General features: G+C 51.5%; 13 protein-coding genes. 4 read left to right on the forward strand and 9 right to left on the reverse strand.

Annotated elements, in window-relative coordinates; translation table 11 throughout:
• Position 1: 1 nt before the first annotated feature.
• A complete protein-coding gene (gene pyrR, locus MRY86_RS06375) occupies positions 2-562 on the reverse strand; it encodes a bifunctional pyr operon transcriptional regulator/uracil phosphoribosyltransferase PyrR (RefSeq protein ID WP_293563960.1) in 561 nt (186 codons plus the stop codon).
• A gap of 58 nt (positions 563-620) precedes the next feature.
• Entirely contained in the window at positions 621-1,574 is a 954-nt protein-coding gene (locus tag MRY86_RS06380) for a hypothetical protein (RefSeq protein ID WP_293563962.1), read from the reverse strand.
• 254 nt (positions 1,575-1,828) lie between these two features.
• Here MRY86_RS06380 and MRY86_RS06385 point away from each other — a divergent pair, with 254 nt between their 5' ends.
• Positions 1,829-3,070, forward strand: coding sequence for a hypothetical protein (locus MRY86_RS06385; RefSeq protein ID WP_293563964.1), 1,242 nt, complete (start codon positions 1,829-1,831; stop codon positions 3,068-3,070).
• Positions 3,071-3,198: 128 nt separating this feature from the next.
• On the forward strand, positions 3,199-6,075 hold the full coding sequence (locus tag MRY86_RS06390) for a TonB-dependent receptor (protein WP_293563966.1): 2,877 nt from the start codon (positions 3,199-3,201) through the stop codon (positions 6,073-6,075).
• A gap of 106 nt (positions 6,076-6,181) precedes the next feature.
• On the opposite strand, the gene MRY86_RS06395 is transcribed toward MRY86_RS06390, so the two are convergent.
• The 5 genes from MRY86_RS06395 to MRY86_RS06415 all read right to left on the reverse strand — a co-directional run bounded on the left by MRY86_RS06395 (position 6,182) and on the right by MRY86_RS06415 (position 11,396).
• The gene (locus tag MRY86_RS06395; RefSeq protein WP_293571105.1) at positions 6,182-7,480 is read right to left on the reverse strand and encodes a 1-acyl-sn-glycerol-3-phosphate acyltransferase; all 1,299 of its coding nucleotides are present in this window, start codon (positions 7,478-7,480) and stop codon (positions 6,182-6,184) included.
• 33 nt (positions 7,481-7,513) lie between these two features.
• The gene (locus MRY86_RS06400) at positions 7,514-8,206 is read right to left on the reverse strand and encodes a TIGR04283 family arsenosugar biosynthesis glycosyltransferase (protein WP_293563970.1); all 693 of its coding nucleotides are present in this window, start codon (positions 8,204-8,206) and stop codon (positions 7,514-7,516) included.
• Between the two features lie 9 nt (positions 8,207-8,215).
• Positions 8,216-9,298 (reverse strand): BamA/TamA family outer membrane protein, encoded by a 1,083-nt coding sequence (locus MRY86_RS06405; RefSeq protein WP_293563972.1) that lies wholly within the window; start codon positions 9,296-9,298, stop codon positions 8,216-8,218.
• 168 nt (positions 9,299-9,466) lie between these two features.
• Positions 9,467-10,549: an adenylate/guanylate cyclase domain-containing protein gene (locus MRY86_RS06410; RefSeq protein WP_293563974.1), complete on the reverse strand. Its 1,083-nt coding sequence runs from the start codon at positions 10,547-10,549 to the stop codon at positions 9,467-9,469.
• Positions 10,550-10,637: 88 nt separating this feature from the next.
• Positions 10,638-11,396, reverse strand: coding sequence for a CPBP family intramembrane glutamic endopeptidase (locus MRY86_RS06415; protein WP_293563976.1), 759 nt, complete (start codon positions 11,394-11,396; stop codon positions 10,638-10,640).
• Between the two features lie 284 nt (positions 11,397-11,680).
• Between MRY86_RS06415 and MRY86_RS06420 the strand changes: the two genes are divergently transcribed.
• Both MRY86_RS06420 and MRY86_RS06425 read left to right on the forward strand, forming a co-directional pair.
• On the forward strand, positions 11,681-12,244 hold the full coding sequence (locus tag MRY86_RS06420) for a sigma-70 family RNA polymerase sigma factor (protein WP_293563977.1): 564 nt from the start codon (positions 11,681-11,683) through the stop codon (positions 12,242-12,244).
• A 91-nt stretch (positions 12,245-12,335) separates the two neighbouring features.
• Positions 12,336-14,084: a hypothetical protein gene (locus MRY86_RS06425; protein WP_293563979.1), complete on the forward strand. Its 1,749-nt coding sequence runs from the start codon at positions 12,336-12,338 to the stop codon at positions 14,082-14,084.
• A gap of 30 nt (positions 14,085-14,114) precedes the next feature.
• Here MRY86_RS06425 and MRY86_RS06430 read toward each other — a convergent pair whose 3' ends face one another.
• Both MRY86_RS06430 and MRY86_RS06435 read right to left on the reverse strand, forming a co-directional pair.
• Positions 14,115-15,158 (reverse strand): isoaspartyl peptidase/L-asparaginase family protein, encoded by a 1,044-nt coding sequence (locus MRY86_RS06430; protein WP_293563981.1) that lies wholly within the window; start codon positions 15,156-15,158, stop codon positions 14,115-14,117.
• Positions 15,159-15,169: 11 nt separating this feature from the next.
• Positions 15,170-20,629: a choice-of-anchor L domain-containing protein gene (locus tag MRY86_RS06435; protein WP_293563983.1), complete on the reverse strand. Its 5,460-nt coding sequence runs from the start codon at positions 20,627-20,629 to the stop codon at positions 15,170-15,172.
• Positions 20,630-20,886: the final 257 nt, after the last annotated feature.

The following is a 20,886-nucleotide window of genomic DNA, read 5'->3' on the forward strand; positions in this document are numbered from 1 at the left end:
CCTATCCTTCTGCTTCGCTCTTGTCCGCAAAAATCAAAACGCGGTCTTCGTTGCTTTGCTCTTTCCATTCGACGCGGACGAAAGCCTTGTCCACAGCATCCACCGTCATGCCAATGTAGTCGCCCTGAATCGGCAGATGCCGGTTGAAGCGGCGGTCGATGAGGGCAAGCAGTTCCACTTTCTTTGGCCGGCCATAGTGGTTGAGCGCCGTCAGTGCTGCCTGTACAGTCCGCCCGGTGTACAGCACATCATCCACTAAAATGACTTTTTTGCCTTCCACGAGGAAATCCAGTTCCGTTGGGCTGGCAGAAAGCGGCTTGGCCCGGGTCCGGAAATCATCCCGGTAGAAAGTGATGTCCAGTTTGCCATATTCAACTTTAGGGCCACCGAGCAAGTCCTCCAGCCTCCGGTGCAAGCGGTCGCCCAGGAATACGCCACGAGGCTGAATCCCAACCAGGCAGGTATCCTCAAAGGCACCATGCTGCTCAATCAGTTGCTGACAGAGCCGCTCTATGGTCAGCGCAAAGCGCTTTTGGCCTACTATGACGCGTCCTTTCTCCATGCAAAAGCAAATATAGCGGTTCCCGGCCGGATTGCAACAATCCCCTTTACGGAATACGCTAGGCAGCCATGAATTTAATGAGGAAGACCAGCAGGATACTCACGACCAGGCCAAAGAAGACTTTGCCGAGATCAGAAAGGATCATCTTAAAGACCTCCCGGGAGAACTTCTTGTCCAACTGATAGCGGATAGCGATTTCCCGGCCGGCCAGCAAACCGATAAACACCCAGGTCGTACTCATGGGGATGTTGCTCAGCTCCTTGAAGAAATACAATACCACGCCGTAAGTTGCATCAATGATGGTGGCCGAACGGATGTCTACGGTATTGGTCTTGGCTTTTACGATTTTCTGGATCGCACCGCCTTTGCTGTAGAAAATATAAGCCAACAGCACCAGCAGAATGGTCAGGGAAATCGCCAGCGTCGTAGCGCTCGTAGACCGGGGCAGGTACACATATATATTAGCAAAATCCTGAATCAGCCACTGCGACCAGAGAAAGCCGGTCGAAAGCCATTGCAGGGGCACCCAGATGCGGCGGTCGGCATCTGTGGGCCGGGTTTCGATAAAGCGGCGCTCTATCGTTTTGGTAATCAGCAGGTAGATGAAAATGGCTACCGTAAAGGCAACAACATAACCCAGGAGCGACTTCACTGTCATATCCACCAGGTTCTTCTCATTGAAGAAGGTCAGGATGAGAAAAGAGGTACTTACCGGAATACCCGTTCGGGTCAGCGACATCAGCACCAAAGGCGGCAGCAGGTAGTACCAGGCAAAAGGTTGCGGCAGGGGGTACTTTTCCAGGCGGCCGTAGGAGACATCGCCACCGTAGTTCATCCAGCCATATATTAAGGTGGCGGACAGAATGCTCCCGGCGAAAAGCCAGAGGACGAACCAGGAGCGCTCCTCATTGGAAGAAAGGAAGGTACCGAGCGTTTGAATACTGTCGTTGCCTACCACAGAATAACCAGCGAGGATAAAACCCGCCCACATAAAAATCAGGGATGGATCCATGTGTTGTTTGCTTATAATATAGTGAGCGACAAAATTAGCGACTACACCTGCGGGCAGTGTTAAGCTAAGGTTAAGTTTAAGTTTTATCCACCTCAAAGCTAGCATTGCTGTATCGTCCCGGATAAAATTCACCTACTCCAAGGGCTAGACAGCCAAAAACAAGTTAATCATTAATTAACACGAGTTTAATCTTCGGTTATCAACTGGCCCCGACATTTGCGGCAGATTACACTTACACAAAAAAACTTTTGTTTATGAACTTTCGACTGTTAGCAATGCTTTTCGTGGTCTCTGCACTTTTCTTCACAGCTTGTGGAGATGATGATGACCAAGTAACACCTATGCCGGAACCAGAACCGGAAGAGTCAACCATTATCCTGCGGGAGAACATCACATCTGATGCAACCTGGGAGTCTGACAAAACTTACGTTTTGGGCGGTCGTATTACCGTTGAGTCCGGTGCAACGCTGACGATTCAGCCTGGTACTGTGATCAAAGCTGAGGCAGGTACAGGCGCAAACGCAACGGCTCTGCTCGTAGCTCGCGGCGGCACACTGATCGCTGAAGGCACAGCTGATGCACCCATCATTTTCACTTCTATCGCTGACGAAATCACGCCTGAGCAGGTAGCTGGCGGTGACTTCGCAAGCCCGAACCTCGATCCAGACATCAATGGTCTTTGGGGTGGTGTGATTGTGCTTGGTAATGCTACAATCTCTGCTTCTAACGATAATGACGAAGATTTGAACGAAGTACAGATTGAAGGTATCCCTTCAACTGATACGAATGGCCTTTACGGTGGCAATGAGGATGGCGACAACTCTGGCGTTATCTCTCACATTTCTATCCGCCACGGTGGTGCAAACATCGGTGCAGGTAACGAAATCAATGGTCTTACCCTCGGTGGTGTAGGTTCTGCTACTACAGTCAACAACGTTGAAGTAGTTGCTAACCAGGATGACGGCATCGAGTGGTTCGGTGGTACAGTTGACGTAACTGACGTTGTAGTTTGGAACGCAGGTGACGACGCAATCGATACCGATCAGTCTTGGGCTGGTACTCTTGACAACTTCTTCGTAGTTACCCCTGTTGGCAGCTGCTTCGAGCTGGACGGTCCTGAAGGTTCTTACGTAGCTCGTCAGACCATCCAAAACGGTACTGTGGTTGCTGGTATCTTTGAAACTGTTGATGGTGAACTGGAACTGGTAGCTGGCGCAACCGGTCTGTTGCTTGATACAGACGAAAACACGCCACTTGACATGTCTAATGTCCACTTTGTAGGCCCATTCGTTGACGGTCAGGACGTAACTGACGACGAACTGCAGAACACGACCCTCACCAATATCACATTCGACGTTGAACCAGCTGCTCTCGTTGATCTGATGGAAAAAGGCGAAGTACCTGCAGGTGTCTCTGCTGGTGGTTCTCCTGTTGCTAATAAGTCTGGCCTTGGTTGGACTTGGGCATCTATCAGCGGCGGACTGGACGGTCTCTAAGCCGAATGGCAGACTATTGTTTTGATATTATATCTCTCCATCATTTTTGATGAATGATACTGAAAAGATTCATGGCTTCCGGGCCGTGAATCTTTTCATTTTAAAATTGCCCTAAATACTTTAAGCACATGAGGCAGCTTTTAACTATCCTATTTCTATTCACTGCACTGTTTGCAACTGCTCAAAACGGCACCATCCGGGGTACCGTAATCGAAGACGAGAGCGGGTTTACCATTATTGGAGCCAACGTGCTGGTGAAAAATACGGACCGGGGAACGGTTACGGACCTTGACGGTAAGTTTTCTATCGAAATCACTCCCGGTACTTATGAAGTACAGATATCCTACATTGGCTTTCAGACCCTGACAATTTCCGATATTGAAGTGGTCGCAGGTGGCGTAAATTCACTGGGCGAGATACGTCTTGGTGACGATACGAAACAATTGGACGAGGTGGTAGTCACCGCCAAGGCCATTCGCACAACGGAAGCCGCACTGATGACCATCAAGAAGAAAGCGCCTGCCATGCTGGACGGTATTTCTTCCGCTCGCATGCAGCTGACAGGGGATGCTACTGCAGTGGAAGCGGCCAAGCGCGTAACCGGTGTTTCCATCGAAGGAGGCAAGTACGTCTACGTTCGTGGCCTGGGTGACCGTTACTCCAAGACGACCCTTAATGGTGTTGATATCCCGGGCCTGGACCCCGATCGGAACACGATTCAGATGGATATCTTTCCCACCAACCTAATCGACAACCTTGTCGTCAGCAAAAACTTCACAGCTGATATGCCGGCCGACTTTACGGGTGGCCTGCTAAACATTGAAACCAAAGACTTCCCGGAAGAGCGCATTGTCTCCGCATCCGTAAGCCTTGGTTACAATCCTCAAATGAACCTGACCAATGATTTCCTGACCTACGATGGAGGAGGCACTGATTTTCTTGGCTTTGATGATGGCGCACGGGCACTGCCTTCTGGTGCCGAATCTGCCAATATCCCCACCCCAATTAGCGGAAACTCTGACAGAGAGGTGGGTGATTTCATCCGCAGCTTTAACCCGGAGCTGGGTGCCAATCGCCAAACCAGTTTGCTCGATTACAGCGCTAGCGTATCACTCGGAAATCAGATTGACCTTGATAATGAAAAGGAGGGCAAATTGGGCTACATCTTTTCCCTCTCCTATCGCAATGATTATACCTACTACGACGATGTTTTCTATGGGGAATATCAGCGGGTGACAGACCCCGCAGATTACGAGATGATCTATGCCAACGATCAGTTTGGACAACTCGGTGAACAAAGTATTCTGATTGGAGGCCTTGCAGGTCTTGCTTACAAAACTCAGTACTCTAAGTACCGCCTGACCGCTATGCGCCTTCAAAATGGTGAAAAGCGTGCCGGTCAGTTCGTAATCGACAACAACGGTGATGCAATTGGCCAGTCCGGATACATTGCATTATCTGACAACCTGGAATACAATCAGCGCTCTTTGACCAACTTCCTGTTGAATGGTACACACGTGCTAGGTGACAAAGGATGGGAAGTGGACTGGCGTACTGCTGCGACCATCTCTACCTCTGATGATCCCGATATTCGTAAGACGGCCTTCACGGTATCTCCGGTTGACACCAACTTCGTAGCTGGTGCAGGGGGTAACCCTTCACGGATCTGGCGCTACCTGGATGAAATTAACCTCGTCGGAAAAGTAGACATCACTAAGCAGTACACCTTCCGGGGTGAAGATGCCCGGTTCAAGTTTGGAGGCGCTTATACCTTTAAGGAACGGGACTACGAAATCCTTTTCTATGACGTTCAGTTCTTCGGAGGCAGCACTTCTTTTGATCCGATCCCAAATGATGTCCTTGTAGATGAAAATCTATTCCCTACTGGCAACATTTATTATCAGTCGGGTAATAATATTCCTAATCCGAACCAGTATAATTCAACGGTAAGCAATACCGGATTGTACGTTTCCAACGAAGCGGACCTGTTCCCAGGCCTGAAAACGATTGTTGGTGTACGTGCGGAAAACTACGTTCAGCGCCATACCGGCCGGGACCAGCGCTTTTCCAGTGGAGACCCGGGCGGGAACAACCTGGACAACGAAAAGGTCCTGGATGACCTGGACTTTTTCCCTTCTGTCAATTTAATTTACAGCCTGCAGGAGGAGCAGAATCTGCGTGCGGCTTACTCCCGGACTATTGCGCGGCCTTCCTTCAAAGAGCTGTCCTTTGCTCAGATCCTAGACCCGGTAACCAACCGGATTTTCAATGGTAGCTTATTTAGCCTCGGGGACTGGGATGGCAATCTGGTAGCGACCCGTATTGATAACATCGACCTGCGCTGGGAGCTGTTTATGGAGGGTGGACAAATCTTCTCCGTTAGCGCTTTCTACAAGCGATTCGATCAGCCCATCGAATTGGTACGGCTGCCTCAGGCCGCCACTAGTGCGGAGTTCCAGCCCCGGAACGTGGGTGACGGGCAACTCTTCGGATTGGAATTTGAAGTACGCAAAAAGCTGAACTTCATTTCTCCTGCGCTGGAGAACTTCTCCTTTAGCGGAAATGTCACAGTGGTAGAGTCTCAAATTGATATGACAGATGCGGAATTCAACAACCGTCAGTTGTTCGAGCGCGACGGGCAAACCATCGAGAATACCCGCCAAATGGCCGGCCAGGCACCTTACGTTATCAACGCAGGTGTGACCTACGGCAACCGTGACAAAGGCATTGACGCGGGCTTCTTCTATAATGTTAAAGGAGAAACCCTACAAATTGTGGGTACGGGGCTTTATCCGGATGTTTTCTTCCAACCCTTCCACAGCCTGAATTTCAGCTTCAACAAAAAGCTGGGTGAAGAGCAGAATACTACCCTCGACTTTGGTATCAACAATATTCTGAATGACGAGGTGGAAAGCTTCTACCAGTCCTTTGAGGCGACACCACAGGTCTTCAACCGGGTGAACCCAGGCGTTTCTGTAAGCGTGGGCATCAGCCACAAGTTCTAAGTGTAACTATTTACCTGACAGTCTCCCTTTTTTCAGTTAAATGCAAAGCGGCATGTTCCCACACCAGGAGCATGCCGCTTCTCTTTGCGCAAAGGGGGGACGAAGATCAGGCGCTTTCGTATTTAGGCTTTAGGTTGTTGTACAGCTCCATTACTAATGCCCGCCGTTGCAGCAGGGCTTCCAGCTGCTTTTCCGGAACGATTTTCAATCGTTGGTGCTGCCGGTACTCCGCCCGGTATTCAAGGTAATATAAGGCGTACTGGCCTGCCAGCAACAGCCCCACATACGCCAGAGAAAGCCACCACCACTGGGTAGCCAGAGTTACCACCACCACGGCTATTGTTGTGAGCAGGTATACGCCAAGGCTGGCAGCCCAGCGCACTGGCATCACAAATTCATGCGTTTTCACACGTGTCTCGGAAATATATTTTCCGGGTAAGGTTAGGGGTTTATTGAAAGCGTACCCCAGTAAGAACACAGGGAAGCTCAGCCACAGCGGCCAGGCAGGGGGAGGTTGCTTACGCTGCATCAGTGTACGGTCTTCCAAACCGAATTGCCCCAGGTGTTCTATATAGTCTGCTACCGCTTCCCGCAATTCGGGCAGGGCAACTTCATCAGCGGCGTTTATTTTTTGAGCCACCGCTTTTTCCATCTCAAAACGGGCAGGGTCTTTCGAAAGAACCGAAAAACGCGATTCCTCAAAAGTACTCCGGTGCATTCGCAGCAAGCCTTCCACCAGCGCGTCATTTTCAGGGTCCTCTACATGAACCAGGCAGTCCTCCAGGGCCGGCCGGACGGCATTGGTGAGGTCCATGATGGCTTTGTTGGCATTATGTAGGTAATCCTCCAGGTAGTCCTTAGCCTTTACTGGCTCACCGATTTCAATCATAACTTCGGACCGGGGGCGCTCTGCGTAGGTAAAGTTCACGCCGCCCGGCACGATGTACACCTCCTCCAGGTCATACGCCTCAATAGCCCCAAAAGCCATGCGGGCGGTCCCCTTTTTGAGCGGGCGCAACCGTTTGACCTGAATGGTGCTCCCCTCGATGAGGATCATGACGGTACGATTGTCATGCAGTGCGCTGAAAACGGATTGAAACGTCTCGTAGTTGTTCTTCACTTTGCTGTAGCCTCCGTCCTTGCGGCGGTAAATGGGCAGCATATTCAGGCCCCGCAGCAGGGTATCAAAAACCTTTTTCTGAAACAGATTGCCGCGTACGAGAAAAAAGAGCGGGCGGTCCAGAAAACAAGCCATCAAACAAGGCTCAATAAAGGCAGTAGGATGGTTGGAAGCTAGAAAAACCGGCTTATCCCTTGGCATACGTTCTGCATGGGAAACGTAGATTTTCCGGTAAAAGACCCGCAGCCCCAAACGGGCAATCGGCCGCACAAACGAGTACAACATGTAGGCTCTCCGTTGGTGAATGAGAGGGTAAAGTTAACGATAATTCAAAAGCCTGCAGTAGGTATTGGCCAATCGCTCCTGAGAAAAGCCCAGCCGGTACATATTGAATACGATTAGATTGGCGAGTTGCACACGCATATAGTTGTTTTCTTCGTACTTGCGCGCAGAGATCAGCGTAGCCTTAGGCATAATTTTAAACGGATGCTCTTTGCGTACCCGCTGCATAAAGTCATACTCCTCCATAATTTGATAATCCTCCCGGTAACCGCCAAAGGCTTCAAAAACAGTGCGGTCTACATAAATCGACTGATCGCCGCCCCGGCACCACATAAAATCAAACCGCGTGAAATAGGCGTTGATTTTTAAAAGTCGGTGATCCGTATCGTAAACCGATTGGTAAGACCCGATAGGGTAGCCTTCTGCTCTGGCTGCTGCAATGTCATCCAGATAGGTAGCCGGTGGTAGCGTATCTGCATGTACAAAATAAAGCACCTCCCCCCTACTCTGCCGCACGCCATAATTCATTTGCCGGGACCGCCCTTTCTGTGGAGCAGCCAGTACGGTTGCCCCAGCCGCCTCAGCAGCACCTGTAGTGTCGTCTGTGCTACCTCCATCCACCACCAGGAGGTCTACCAAGCGGTGGTCAGCATTTTCGCACAGATGAGTGACTACCTTTCCGATTTCCTCCGCTTCGTTCAGGGCGGGAATAATAATACTTACTGTCATAGTCTATTTTTAAAAGGCTTCCCCCACTGTGAGGTAAAAGCCACTGCTGCCGGCCGCAAAACCATAGTCCAGGCGCACATGTACCTGCTCCGCTTCCAGCAGCAAAAATCGTAGTCCAAGTCCGGCTGTCCACCGGGTATTTTGCAGCTGAAACCCGGATATCTCACCCGCCACGTTGCCCAATCCTCCAAAAATGGCGCCCTTAAGCCGCCAGAACAGCGGAAAGCGGTAACCGCCCTGCAAAATCGCCATCTGCCGGTCTCGATAACGCCCCTCGTAGTAGCCTCTCATCCGCCGGGTACCGCCCATGAGGGCCAGGTGAGTAAAAGGTGGTGCTCCGGTATTGAACTCCAAATAGGCATTAAGGGCAAAGACGGCATCCTCACCTGTAGACCAGTACTTCCGAGCATCCAAAGCAAATTTGGTAAAATCAAACCGGCTTCCGGTGCGGGAACCGCTGTTAATGGCGCCAAGTTCAAAATAATGCCCGGCAGTAGGGTAAAAAACATTATTCCGCTGATCCAGGAGCACAAAACCGCCCGCCGCTGAAAGCAATCCGCCCGATTGGCCGACGGTTGACTCCCCGTCCAGCAAGCCTCCCGGTTGCAGCCCGCCTACCTGCATATCATCCAGCCAATAGCGGAAGCCAACGTACCAATCTCCCCAAAACTTCCGCGCTGCATTAAGGCGTACTCTTGGGAAACTCAGGTCAAATAATTCCCCTTCGTAATCTTCAAACTCGTTACCGATACCGTAATAGAAATAGGTATACCGGTAATAGCCTAATTCTCCGTAGATGTTGTAAGCCTCTGCTTTGGCAAAGATTTGGAATGGGAGATAAGACAATATCTGATTTTCCAACGTATAAGCTCCGCCCAGTTGCAGCTGCGAAGGCCGGCTGTCCGGCGCTTCTCCCGGTAGCCGGAAGGTATAAATCCCGGCTGCCCCAAAGCCCCAGCTTGTTTCCGGAGTCAGGAAGACAATGGGCAGGGCCACCAAACGGGAATCGGATTGCGATGTAGTGTCCTCCTGAGCTTGTACAGGCAGCAAGGCCGCTCCCAGGCAAAGCAGGGTGAATAAGGCTGTCTTCATACGGACAAGGTACGAAGTTTCGTGGGGGCTTGGTTTTAAAGCAGGCCTGTTACACCTTACCCCTATAAGCTATCGGCCCATCCACCGACATAAATCTGCCCCCAGGATAAAAAAGAAAAAAGGCTCAGAGGAAAATGGTCAGCAAAATGATCTGACCGGAATACCCATCTAATCTGCCACTGCATATAAAACAACGTTTTCCTGCTTGCCTCGCAACAGAATGCAGCCCATCTCTTTTGCCGAAAAAGCATCCAGCACCTGACCAAGCTTATTGAACAACGCTTTGGAAATCAACAGGTCAACGCCAAATTCATTGCATTTGGATTGAATTCGGGCTGTGGTATTTAGAACATCTCCAGAATAGGCAATATCTCGCTTGACCACGCCAACTTCACCTGCCATCACATGCCCGAAATGCACCCCTGCCTTGAACGTAGGCCGGATGTTGTCATATTTATCCTCATAAAAAGCCGCTCTTTTTCTTAGCACATCCCGGATATCAAAAAAGCATTGTACGCAGTTGGCTTTATTAAAACCCTCCTCTAAATTCCAGGTAATGACTATTTCATCACCAACGTACTGATATATCTGCCCCCTCGAATTAATGATCGAAGGGGTCACATCTGCAAAAACCTGCCGGATAAAATTGAAGTAGCGCTTTTCTCCAAGTTGCTCTGCAATGGTAGTGGAAGCGCGCAAATCCAAAAACATAAAGATGCGCTCCTCCCGTTTGGGCCTAAAGTACTTCCCGAGTAAAAAGGACAAAAAAACACCTGGCCCATACTTATCACTAACCTGCAAAAACACCATAGTGATAAGTACGGTGAGGAGCCAGAATACGAAACTCTGAAGGTTTCCAACATTTAAAAGAAAATCTATCACTCCAATCAGTACCTCCTTGCTAAAGAATGGCATATCTTTTTCATAGGTATTAAAAAAGATGCCATTAATGAAGCTAACGAGCAGGTAAACCAAGATATAGGATAACAGGATATCGATCAGGGCAGCCCCATAACTTTTTTTCCTGAGCCATTTTTCCCAACCGAAAACCATCAAACTTCCGCCAAGCACTCCGGCAATGACTCCCGTTAGCAAGCTACTCTTGAAATAAATTTTTAAATCAAAGCCTATCGGTGTGCAATCAAACATTAGGAACGATGAATAGATCATTAGGATCTGAAATACAGACACTAGTACCCAAGCACCGGCTATCCAGAGGACTCTTGTTACATTCCTGTTCATCGTTATCATTTTGCCACAGCAAATTACTGATTTTTGCTTAAATACAGGGGCAGAGCGGAAGGGTGGAAATAATAGTTATGGTACCTATTGCGCTCCATCAAAGCCAGTAAAAAATAGTGTAAATCATCCCCAGATTAAAACCGGCATGGCAACAAATCGCACCAAGCAGAGAACCGGATTGCTTTTTCATCCTGAAAAATAACACGCTAACGAGGAACATACTTAACACCCATACTATCGCAGGTACTGTAAAAAACTGCCACTTCCCATCAACGAACACCCAACCAAAATGGGCTATATGCGTAAAGGCAAAGGCAGCGCTGTCTACAATTGATGCCCGCCGCTCCCCAACTGAGGCGGCAAAACTACCATGAACCACGCCCCTGAAGAACAGTTCCTCCCCAACCGGGCTAAACAGCATACCCGTGATGGCAACGATGAGGAAGAAAATGAACTTCTCCTGACTGGCAATACCTTCCGGAATACCGTAGGATCTGCCGATATATTGGTACCAGTTCTGGTCAGTATCCCCATATAACCCGTATCCTATTGCGTACAAAATGAAACTGGCGGCTATCCCAAATGCAAAAGCGGGAACCAAGACTGACCACCTTTGAGCGCGTCGAATTCCGATTTTTTGCCTGCCCTGCCTGCTTAGAAAAAGAAAAGGAATCAAAGCGGAAATCAGCATAATCAAGCCAATCGAAGCATAGTTCCCCGTTTGATTGGCTTCCAGGACCAACACAAACCGTGGAATACAAATCATAAGAAGTAAAGCTATTCCAAACTTCCAGTTCCACGGAAAGTACCTGGCCCAAAAGGGACGGAGTTCATTACCAGCCATATTGAAGGACATGATCTGATTTAGTAGTCACCAACTAAAGATAAGATATGCCTTCCAAAATCAAAAGCAGAAAGTTTCCACCTCCCTGTAACCAATCCCACCTCCCGCATTATGAAGGCAACGAACCAAATTTTAGGGACAGGTTTTTCCGATGTTCCTAATTAATTGGATGCCCCGGGGCTTTTATAACCCAATTGGAACATTAGCCTGACGGCAAGCGCCTGGCTTTCGGAAAAAATGTATGATAGATGCTATCGAATTTGCAATTAAGCCGTTCTTTTGCAAAAACCATTCCTATGAGTGCGCCCAAGCGGACGGTCTCAGAAGCAGACATGCAGGAAGAGTGGCTTGAAGTGCAGGCTGCTCAGAAGGACCCCGCTATGTTCAGGCCCCTCTATGAGCGCTACCACGAGCCCATCTATCTATACATTTTTCGCCGGACTACTGATGAGATGCTGACGGCAGACCTCTGTTCGCAGGTATTCCTCAAAGCTATGCAGAAAATCCACCGTTACGAATACCAGGGTGTACCTTTCTCGGCATGGCTCTATCGGATTGCCAGTAATGAAATCGCTCAGCATTTCCGAAAAGCCAATAAAAACAGGGTGGTCACTATTGAAGACGCCCCCCTGTCGCACCTGGCCGAAGAAATCGGCCAGGAAATACCGGAAGATCTCACGCCCCTGCTTGTTCAGGCACTGGACTCGCTGAAGGAGGAGGATCTTCAAATAATTGAACTGCGTTTCTTCGAGGAGCGCCCGTATAAAGAAGTTGGCGAAATATTGGGAATTACGGAAAACTACGCCAAAGTGAAGACTTTCCGGATTCTGAACCGTATAAAGAAAAATCTGGGCGAATGAGGTATCCCCTAACTACAAAACCAAGGGTAAACACCGCGCCTGGACATTATGCCTGTTGGACGCCCCGGACCGGGCTGCAAAACCAGCAACCATGAGGAAAAACTACAATTTTAAATTCAACCCGGATCTGCCTTCCAAATCAGACATCGACAAGCACCGCGACTTCGATGCGCTGTTGGGGCAGTACCACGCTGCACAACGGGCACAGCAAACGGCAAAGATCCGGAAGCTGGTCTTTCGGGGCCTGAGTGCTGTAGCTGCCGTTGCCTTGCTTGTAATTGGGGTGCGAGCTGCCTTTTTCTCTGGTGAAACAGTGCCTCCAATGAGCAATACCGCTTTCCTGGCTGAGCAACCGTTCATCGATCAGCCTATCGAATCTCTGGCCGCACCGGCTTTCGCCAATTTCCGGGTGAATACGGCTAAGGGTGGCGTTTACGAGTACCCCAGCGGGTCAAAGTTGGTAGTCCCTGCCGCAGCCTTTGCCAATGATTACGGTCAGCTCATTGGTGGAGAGGTGGATGTGTTTTACCGCGAGATGCACGATTATGTGGACTTCTTCACTTCGGGCATCCCCATGCGCTACGATTCCGCCGGCAACGCATATCAGCTCGAGTCAGCTGGCATGATTGAGCTTTACGCCGAGCAGGATGGACAGCGGGTTCAGCTGGCAGTAGGTAAGAAAATTGATATCGAACTCGCTTCTGAAATCCTGATCCGGGCGGACCAGCTCAATTCACCGCCCGCCTATAATGTATATTTCCTCGATACCCTGATCAATCAATGGCGCTATCAGGATATCGATCAGCTGCAACTGATGGCGGACGGGCAGACGATGGCAAACGATCCTTACCAGAAAGAAAAAAATACCCTGCTTAATGAACTGCAGGTCATCGAAGCCCGCAAGGAAAAACGATTGTCTACGCTCGAGGGCAGTATTCCCTCCCCAATAAAACCTCTGCGCCCGGTACAAGCCAGCGGCGACCGCCCTACACTTGAGCTCAACTTCCTGGATGGCTCCGTACAGGTGGAAGATTCCCGGAACGGACAGGTGCAAAGTGAGCTGGCGCAATTACAGCAGATGTATCAGAATGTCATCTGGCAAATTTCGGAAGACAGCCCGGCCTACGATTCCAGAGCCTTTGCGGTGGAATGGGAGTCCGTCAGCATCCGCCCAATCAACAACCGGGACTATGAGCTGACCTTGATCCATCCGAAAAACCAAGTCACCCTGATTGTCAGCCCTGTACTGATGGGTGAGGACTATCAAAACGCATTGGACCGGTACAGTGAAGAGTTAACCGCCTATCAGAAGACGATGGCAGAACGGGAAGCTCTCCTGAGCGAAGAACGGGCCGTCATCATTGAAACGGCAGAACAGGAAAAGCAAGCCGCCATTGCCAGCTACGATGAAACGATTGCCGGAGAAGAAAACGCCCGCGACCTGCAACATTTGGTCCGCCATAAGGTCATGAACAGGTTTAAAGCAGATAAGCTCGGCGTATGGAACTGTGCCCGCCCGGTACCGGTGTCCACTCAGCCCCTGAAGGCGAAGTACAAGGACCAATACGGCAATACTTACCAGAAGGATAAAATGTATCTGGTGGACAAGAGTAAAAACACCATTTACCAGTTCTACTCTGGCAGCGAGGTGGTGGAAGGCCTCAACCAGAATGCCGACAACCTGATTTGGGTGGTTACACCGGATAACGAAATCGCGGTACTCCGGTCCGCTCAACTCCGCCGCATCAATCAGAAGCCAGGAAAGCCTGCGACCCTTGAGATGGAAGTGCTCGGACAACCTGCTGATGCACGCGAAGCACGGGAAATGCTACAGTTTTAGTGCAGATTTCAGAGCGTTTGCCAGAACCCTTTATTCCACCATTTCGCCAAACAAGCCCACTTCACGCTCGCCCGGGCGGGCATACCCACGGTACATGCCGGGGGTGTTAAATGGCATCGTAATGTTGCCGTTTTTGTCGATGGCAATAAGCCCGCCTGCACCGCCCGCCTCCTTCAGTTTTTCGTGGATAATATGCTGCCCTGCCGCTTCCAGGCTCATCCCCTTGTAGGCCATTAGTGCCGTCATATCGTGCCCGACGGCGTACCGGATAAAATACTCTCCGTGCCCGGTACAGGACACCCCACAGGTGGCATTATCCGCGTAAGTACCAGCGCCGATCACCGGGACGTCACCGAACCGCCCGTAACGTTTATTGGTCATTCCTCCGGTGGAAGTCCCCGCTGTGATATTGCCACTTTTATCCAGGGCCACACAGCCTACAGTGCCGTATTTATAATCCACAGGCAGCAAGGCGCCACTTTTTTGGTTCTCCGCCGCCCGGGCACGTTGCAGGGCCTTCCACCGGCTTTCGGTGTAGAAATAATCGGCAGCGACGGTATCCAGCCCCTGCTCGATGGCAAATGTTTCTGCACCCGCCCCCGTAAGCAGTACGTGCCTCGAATGCTCCAGTACCGCCCGCGCGGCCCGGATGGGGTTGCGCACGTGGTGCAATCCACCCACAGCACCCGCATTTAGTGTTGCGCCATCCATAATGGAGGCGTCGAGCTCATTTTGCCCATCGCTGGTAAAGACCGCTCCTTTGCCGGCATTAAACAGGGGAGAATCTTCCAGGAAAATGATCGTTTGCTCCACCGCATCCCGGCTGCTGCCCCCGGCTTTGAGAATGTCTTCCCCAATCGTCAGAGCGGTGTTCAGGGCTTCCCGATAAGCGGCTTCCTGTTCTCCGGTGATATTTTCCGGCAGGATCGTCCCTGCCCCACCGTGGATGACGATGGCGTAAGCGGGCTTTTCAAGACCAGCCTCAGCAGTAGCCGCCGCCTCCGAACCCGATGTGGGGTTCTTTGAACAAAAAGCGGCGCTCAAGGCCATTAGGATGATTAGAATGCGGTTCATAATTAACTTTTTTAACGAATAAGTGTCGTCTGCCCTTTGAAGACCTCTGTAAGCCCATCCGCATATTCCACTTCCACGACCCACAGGTATACGCCCGGCTGTGCCAGCGCCCCGCGGTAGTCGCCATCCCAGCCTTCAGCCGTCTGATTGGGTTGGATATCCTTGCGCTCGAAGACCAACTCGCCCCAGCGGTCGAAAATGCGGAAGGTCAGAATGTCTACTTCGATATCTTCGCGCGCCAACACGCTGAGGATGTCGTTGTTGCCATCGCCATTGGGCGTAAAGCCAGTTGGCACCTCTACAGGGCGGAATTTCCGGGCGTACAGCGTCATGATCGCTTCTCCGGTACACCCGGCGATATCCGTGACAATCACCTGTATGCTCCGCTGAAACTCAACGGTAGCCAGAGGCGCGCTGCAGCGGAAACAGCTCAGAATGGAGGAGTCCTTAGGGAACCATTCATATCCAAAGGGCGACAAACCACCGGTAATCTCCGGGTTGAGCCGGAGCGAATCCCCGTAATTGATGGATTGGGTGCCTCCAAGGTCTACGATGATTTCATCCGGCTCACCAATGACGGCATTTTCGGCTAAGAAGCGGCAGTCGTTGGCGTCTGTAATCTGAATATCGTAGGTGCCGGGCTCCAGTCCGATGAAGGTGGAAGTGCCGGAGAAAAAAGCCCCTCCGTCTATGGAGTAGCGATAGGTCGGCGTTCCGCCGCTTGCCGAAATCTCAATGCGGCCATCTTGATCGCCGAAACAGCTCACATCCAGTGCTTCCACATTTGCCGTTAATGCCGTATCGGGCTGTTCAATGACAATGGTCTCCGTTTGGGTGCAGTTGGCTGCATCTGTGATGGATACCGTGTAGGCACCCGCAGCCACACCGGTGATCAGGGAGTCCGTCCCCCCGTTTGACCAGAGGTACGTATAAGGGGGCAGACCTCCGGATACATTAATGGAAGCCCCTCCGCTTCGCTCGCCGAAACACTCCACCTCCGTCATCTCGCTAAACAGGTTGATGGGGCTGGATTCAGCTACGGCTACATCCAAAGTAGCCACACAGTTATTGGCATCACGTACCGTTGCGGTGTAGGTACCCAAGCCAAGATTGTCAATATTCAGGCCCGTTGCGCCGTTGCTCCAGGTGGTGGTGTAAGGTGGGGTGCCACCGGTGACGGTTAGGGCAATTTGCCCGTCTTCGCCACCTGAGCAGGTTACCCGGTCAACATCAGCGGTAATGACAATGGCGGAGGGCTGGGCGACAGTGATTGAGGCTGTCACTTCACAACCTAAGCCATCCGTAAGCGTAAGCCCGTAAACACCACTTTCAAGACCCGTTTGGTCAGGCTGTGCGGGCAGACCGTTGCTCCAGCTGTACGTGTAGTTGCCATCGCCTCCGCTCGGGGTAAGAGTGATGGAACCATCTGCAGCGCCATTGCAGGAGGCTTGTGCGGTTGTAAAATCCAGGTCCAGCTCCGGAATGCCATCCACAAAAGCCGTATCCACGATCGTACACTCATTAGCATCAGAAACGGTGACCATGTACATGCCTTCATTCAACCCCTGAGCCACCGGAACAGTCTGTCCATTGCTCCATTCATATTCATAACCAGGGGTGCCTCCCCCAACGACTACCGTGGCAGAACCATCGGGCTCCGGTAAACAGGTAGCCATTGTCGAATTGGTGGAAGAACTCAGCACCTCAGGATCTTGCAGGGTGACGGAGTCTGTTAAGCTACAACCGTTGGCATCCGTGACGGTGAGGGCGTAGGTCCCCGCCATAAGATTGGAAGCCGTAGCCGTACTTTGCTGATCGCTCCAGGCAAAGGTGTAGTCTCCTGCTCCTCCTTCCGGGGTCACTGTAATACTGCCGGTAGGCGTGCCCTGGCAAAGCGGGTTATTGGTCGCAAAGGATAAGGCTAATTCAGTGGCTTCCGCAACGACGACTGTATCCAATGCCGTACAACCGTTGGCATCCGTCACCGTTACCTCAATGGGGCCTGCCAACAGACCTGTGGCAATGGAATCCTGTTGCCCATCTTCCCACAAATAGGTATAAGGCCCGGTGCCCCCTTCCGGAATCACCCTTGCCGTGCCTGAAGCATCACCGTTGCACTGCGTAGGGGTTGTCTCCGTTGTATTCAGCAGAATTTCCGGTTGTGTTACGGAGAAACTATCGGCTACCGTGCAATTATTGTCGTCCGTGATGGTCAGAAAATAAGTACCGCTGCCCAGATCAGAACGGTCCTCTGGCCCCACTCCAATATCGCTCCAACTGTAAATCAGCGTACCCGTTCCGCCGGAAGCATTTACTTCCACGCCACCGTCTGACAAGCCAGCACAACTGGCAGGGAAAGGCAGCAGTTCATAAGCAATGCTGTCCGGCTCACCAATACTTATAGAATCAGTGATAAGGCAACCGTTGCCATCGGTCAGCTCCAGGGTGTAAGTGCCGGCCGGCACCTCCGCAATTACAGAGTCCGTGCCGATGAGTGCCCCTTCGTTTCGCCAAATGTAGCTATACGAAGTTACGCCCCCACCGGGTACCGCCACGGCGCGCCCGCTGAGGCTATCCGCACAAAGCGCATCTGTGCCTGATAGTTGCAGGGTGAGCGGTGCGGGTTCCTGTATTTCAAAGGGCAGTGTCAGCGCACAGCCATTGGCATCCTGAATATTCGCAGCATAGCTACCGGCAGGGATCTCAGTCACCACTGAGCTATCCGAAACCGCCACCAACCCACCGTCGTAGGTAATTTGATACGGCAGGGTGCCGCCGGTAAGATCAAGGCTGACCACACCCGAGGAATCGCCGGCACAACTGATATCCGTAACCATTGCGGTGGCCAGAAGGCTGTCGGGCTCCGGAACTGTAAGAGTGTCCAAAGCCACACAACCTGTCACATCTGTAATTGCTACCGGGTAATCGCCGGCAGATAAGCCCGTTTGCAGGGAGTCCGTGCCCAGCCCTTCCCAGTTGAAACTGTAGGGCCCATTGGGTGCCGGAAGTTCCAGCGCGATGCTACCATCAGCAGCATCTTTGCAGCTAACCGGCGTGATTTGCTCGATGATCTCCAGCGGTGCAGGCTCGGTGACAGTTATACTTAGGGTAGTACCGCAATTAGCACCATCCACTACTGCCACCTGATAGGTCCCGGCAGCTAAGCCATTGAAGATACCGGTTGTATTTTCCACCCCATTCATTGCAAACTGATACGGGCCAACGGTGCCTGAGGCGCTCACCTCTACGCCTCCGTCACTGCCCCCGTTGCAGGTGATCGGCGTAGTATCCAAAAGCGTGACATTTGGAGGCACACAATCCAGCGTCTGACAAGTGATGGTCCTTGAAAAACCGGGGCACTCGCCCACCCCGCGCACTTCAATAGTTACATTGGTCAAAAAGCCCAGGTTGCTGACCGTATGATCGGTAGTGCCATTGGAAGGCATCCAGGGCCCGCCATTCACATTGACTTCGTATCCGCCAGTGGCACCGGCCACTTCTTCCCAGTCTACCGTGACACTGCTGCCTGTGACATTCGCACAGTTCAATGCCGGCGCCTCGGGCCCCTCAATGACTTCAACCGTAATCGTATCTGATGTGGTACAGCCGTAGGAATCGGTGGCATTCAGAATGTAGGTGGTGGAGGTATCCGGCGTAGCGATCGGATTGGGGCAGTCCGCGCAACTCAGCCCGGCGGCAGGCTGCCATTCGTAGGTAATTTCGTAGACCGGATTGAAAGTGATGGTCCAGCTGTGCAGCGTACCACCTGCACTTGGCGTATCGTCAATCATCAGGAGCTGCCAGGTGCCATTGGAATTCTTATCGTCTCCGTAGAGGTCAGACCAAACGCCCTCCGGTGCCCAGCTGCCGGTGAATGGCAAATCGCTGACTGGCAAGGTGTTGATGTTGGTGGTAGCCTCAGGCGTAAAGCACATGTCGATAAAGAAGTCCTGCCCCAGGGCATTCCCTCCATCGGCGCCCACATCTGTCGCCAGCTCCATAAACTGATCGTTGGGCCCAATGAGGAAAAAGTCCATATCATCAATCCAGCGGTGGTTGAAGCTGTCGATACAAACCGATTGGATGACCCCCGGGCCAAGCGTGGGCGGGATGACCCCGATGGCCGTCACCGGGGAAAACAACTGCACATTTGGCGGGTTGGCCGGGATACTGATGGGGGAGGTACTGGTAAAGGAAGGCGGTGGCGGCAACGGTACCGGCAGCTCGCCCATCAGCTGCAGGCTATCGCCCAGGCACAACTGCACATCCGGGCCTAAATCAGCCGGTATCAGTGGGTTTTCGCGTATGAGGATGGGAATGGTATCGCGGTTGCAGGGGTCCCGCTGCACGTCGATAAGAATGGTTTCTTCCCCCTCATCAATACCATCTTCAAAGGCGATGATTGGAATACTGATCGTACTGTCGCCGGCAGGAATGAACAGATCGGAAGGGATAAAAGCATAGTCCACGCCATTTTCAGCTGAGCCCAAAATCTGGTAGTCGATCGGATAATCCGACTCTACCGGGCCAGGCAGACTAAAGGTCAGCAAACCTTCCGCACAACCCTCCGCTACCGATCCGTCCAGGCTAACGGTTGCGGCTTCAACATTCAGGGAGCCCGTACCGAAGCTCTTGGCCTCCAGGAATACGCCGGAGTCGAAAGCCCCGTCGCTCACATCGGCAATCACCAGCTTGATGGTATAAGTGCTGCATGGCTGTACCACCGCTTCAGCCGTAAAGACATTGGAGAAACCATCGAATACCGGTTGGTTATTGGAGTTGTCGTTATCATTATAGAATTCCGAGTAATCCAGGCTACCGTCCGGAGGTGTACAGTTGCCGATGCTCCCATTCGAGCCTACTGTACCGGAATTGAGGTTGTTAATCGTCACCGGCAGGTCAGTGCCGGGCAAGAGCGCAATATTTTCTGCATTATTGGTAAAAGGGCCGTTGATACCTGGCCCGCTGATGAAAAACCCGAAGACATCGTTGAAGTTAGAGCAGGCATACTCCGGGTATTCCTCGGACCCAAAGATGTAATTGAAGCGGAGGGTGTCCGATATTGGAATAAAGGTAATGGTGTAGCGCACCAGGTCATTCACCTCTACCCCACCGGTGATGGCCAGCAGATCAGGGTCTGCGAGATTCGTGCCCATATTGGAATTGGAGAAGTCATCTCCCACCTGATCCACGCCCGTCCCGGCATTAGAAGCCGCAAAACCAGTCGACATGACGATGCCCCGGTCGATCCCGATTTCGTCCTGTGCCTGGTTGAAGAAACCAACGGACTGAGGGTTGCCGTTGAATTGGATATCAAGCACTTCCACGCCTTCGCCCAGGAAGATATTAGAGATGAGGTTCTGAGGCGTAAAGGGACCGCCGGTGGCGACGCTCATATCCTGTGCAAAGGTGGTAAGGCTCAAAATAAGGAAAGCCAGTACGCTCAGTAGTTTTTTGGTAATGGTGCTCATAGTATGCGGTATAACACTTTTAAAAGCCTGCCAGGCCGGATGATTCATAAGTTGTGGTCTCAGTAAGAATAAAGTAAAAATGGCAGAACAGGTATTCCGAAGAATGTGTCTCCCCTTTTCTGCCACACCTCAAAACAGAAATATCCTGTGATGATTTTTGGCAATATTTTTCAAAAATAAGGTGTTTGTACCAAAATGAAGTGTTCCGCCCTCATCAATTCGCCATAGGGTTCTGAATTTGACATTTTACTCTATGT

Source organism: Phaeodactylibacter sp., assembly GCF_022763345.1.
Classification (GTDB): Bacteria; Bacteroidota; Bacteroidia; order Chitinophagales; family Saprospiraceae; genus Phaeodactylibacter.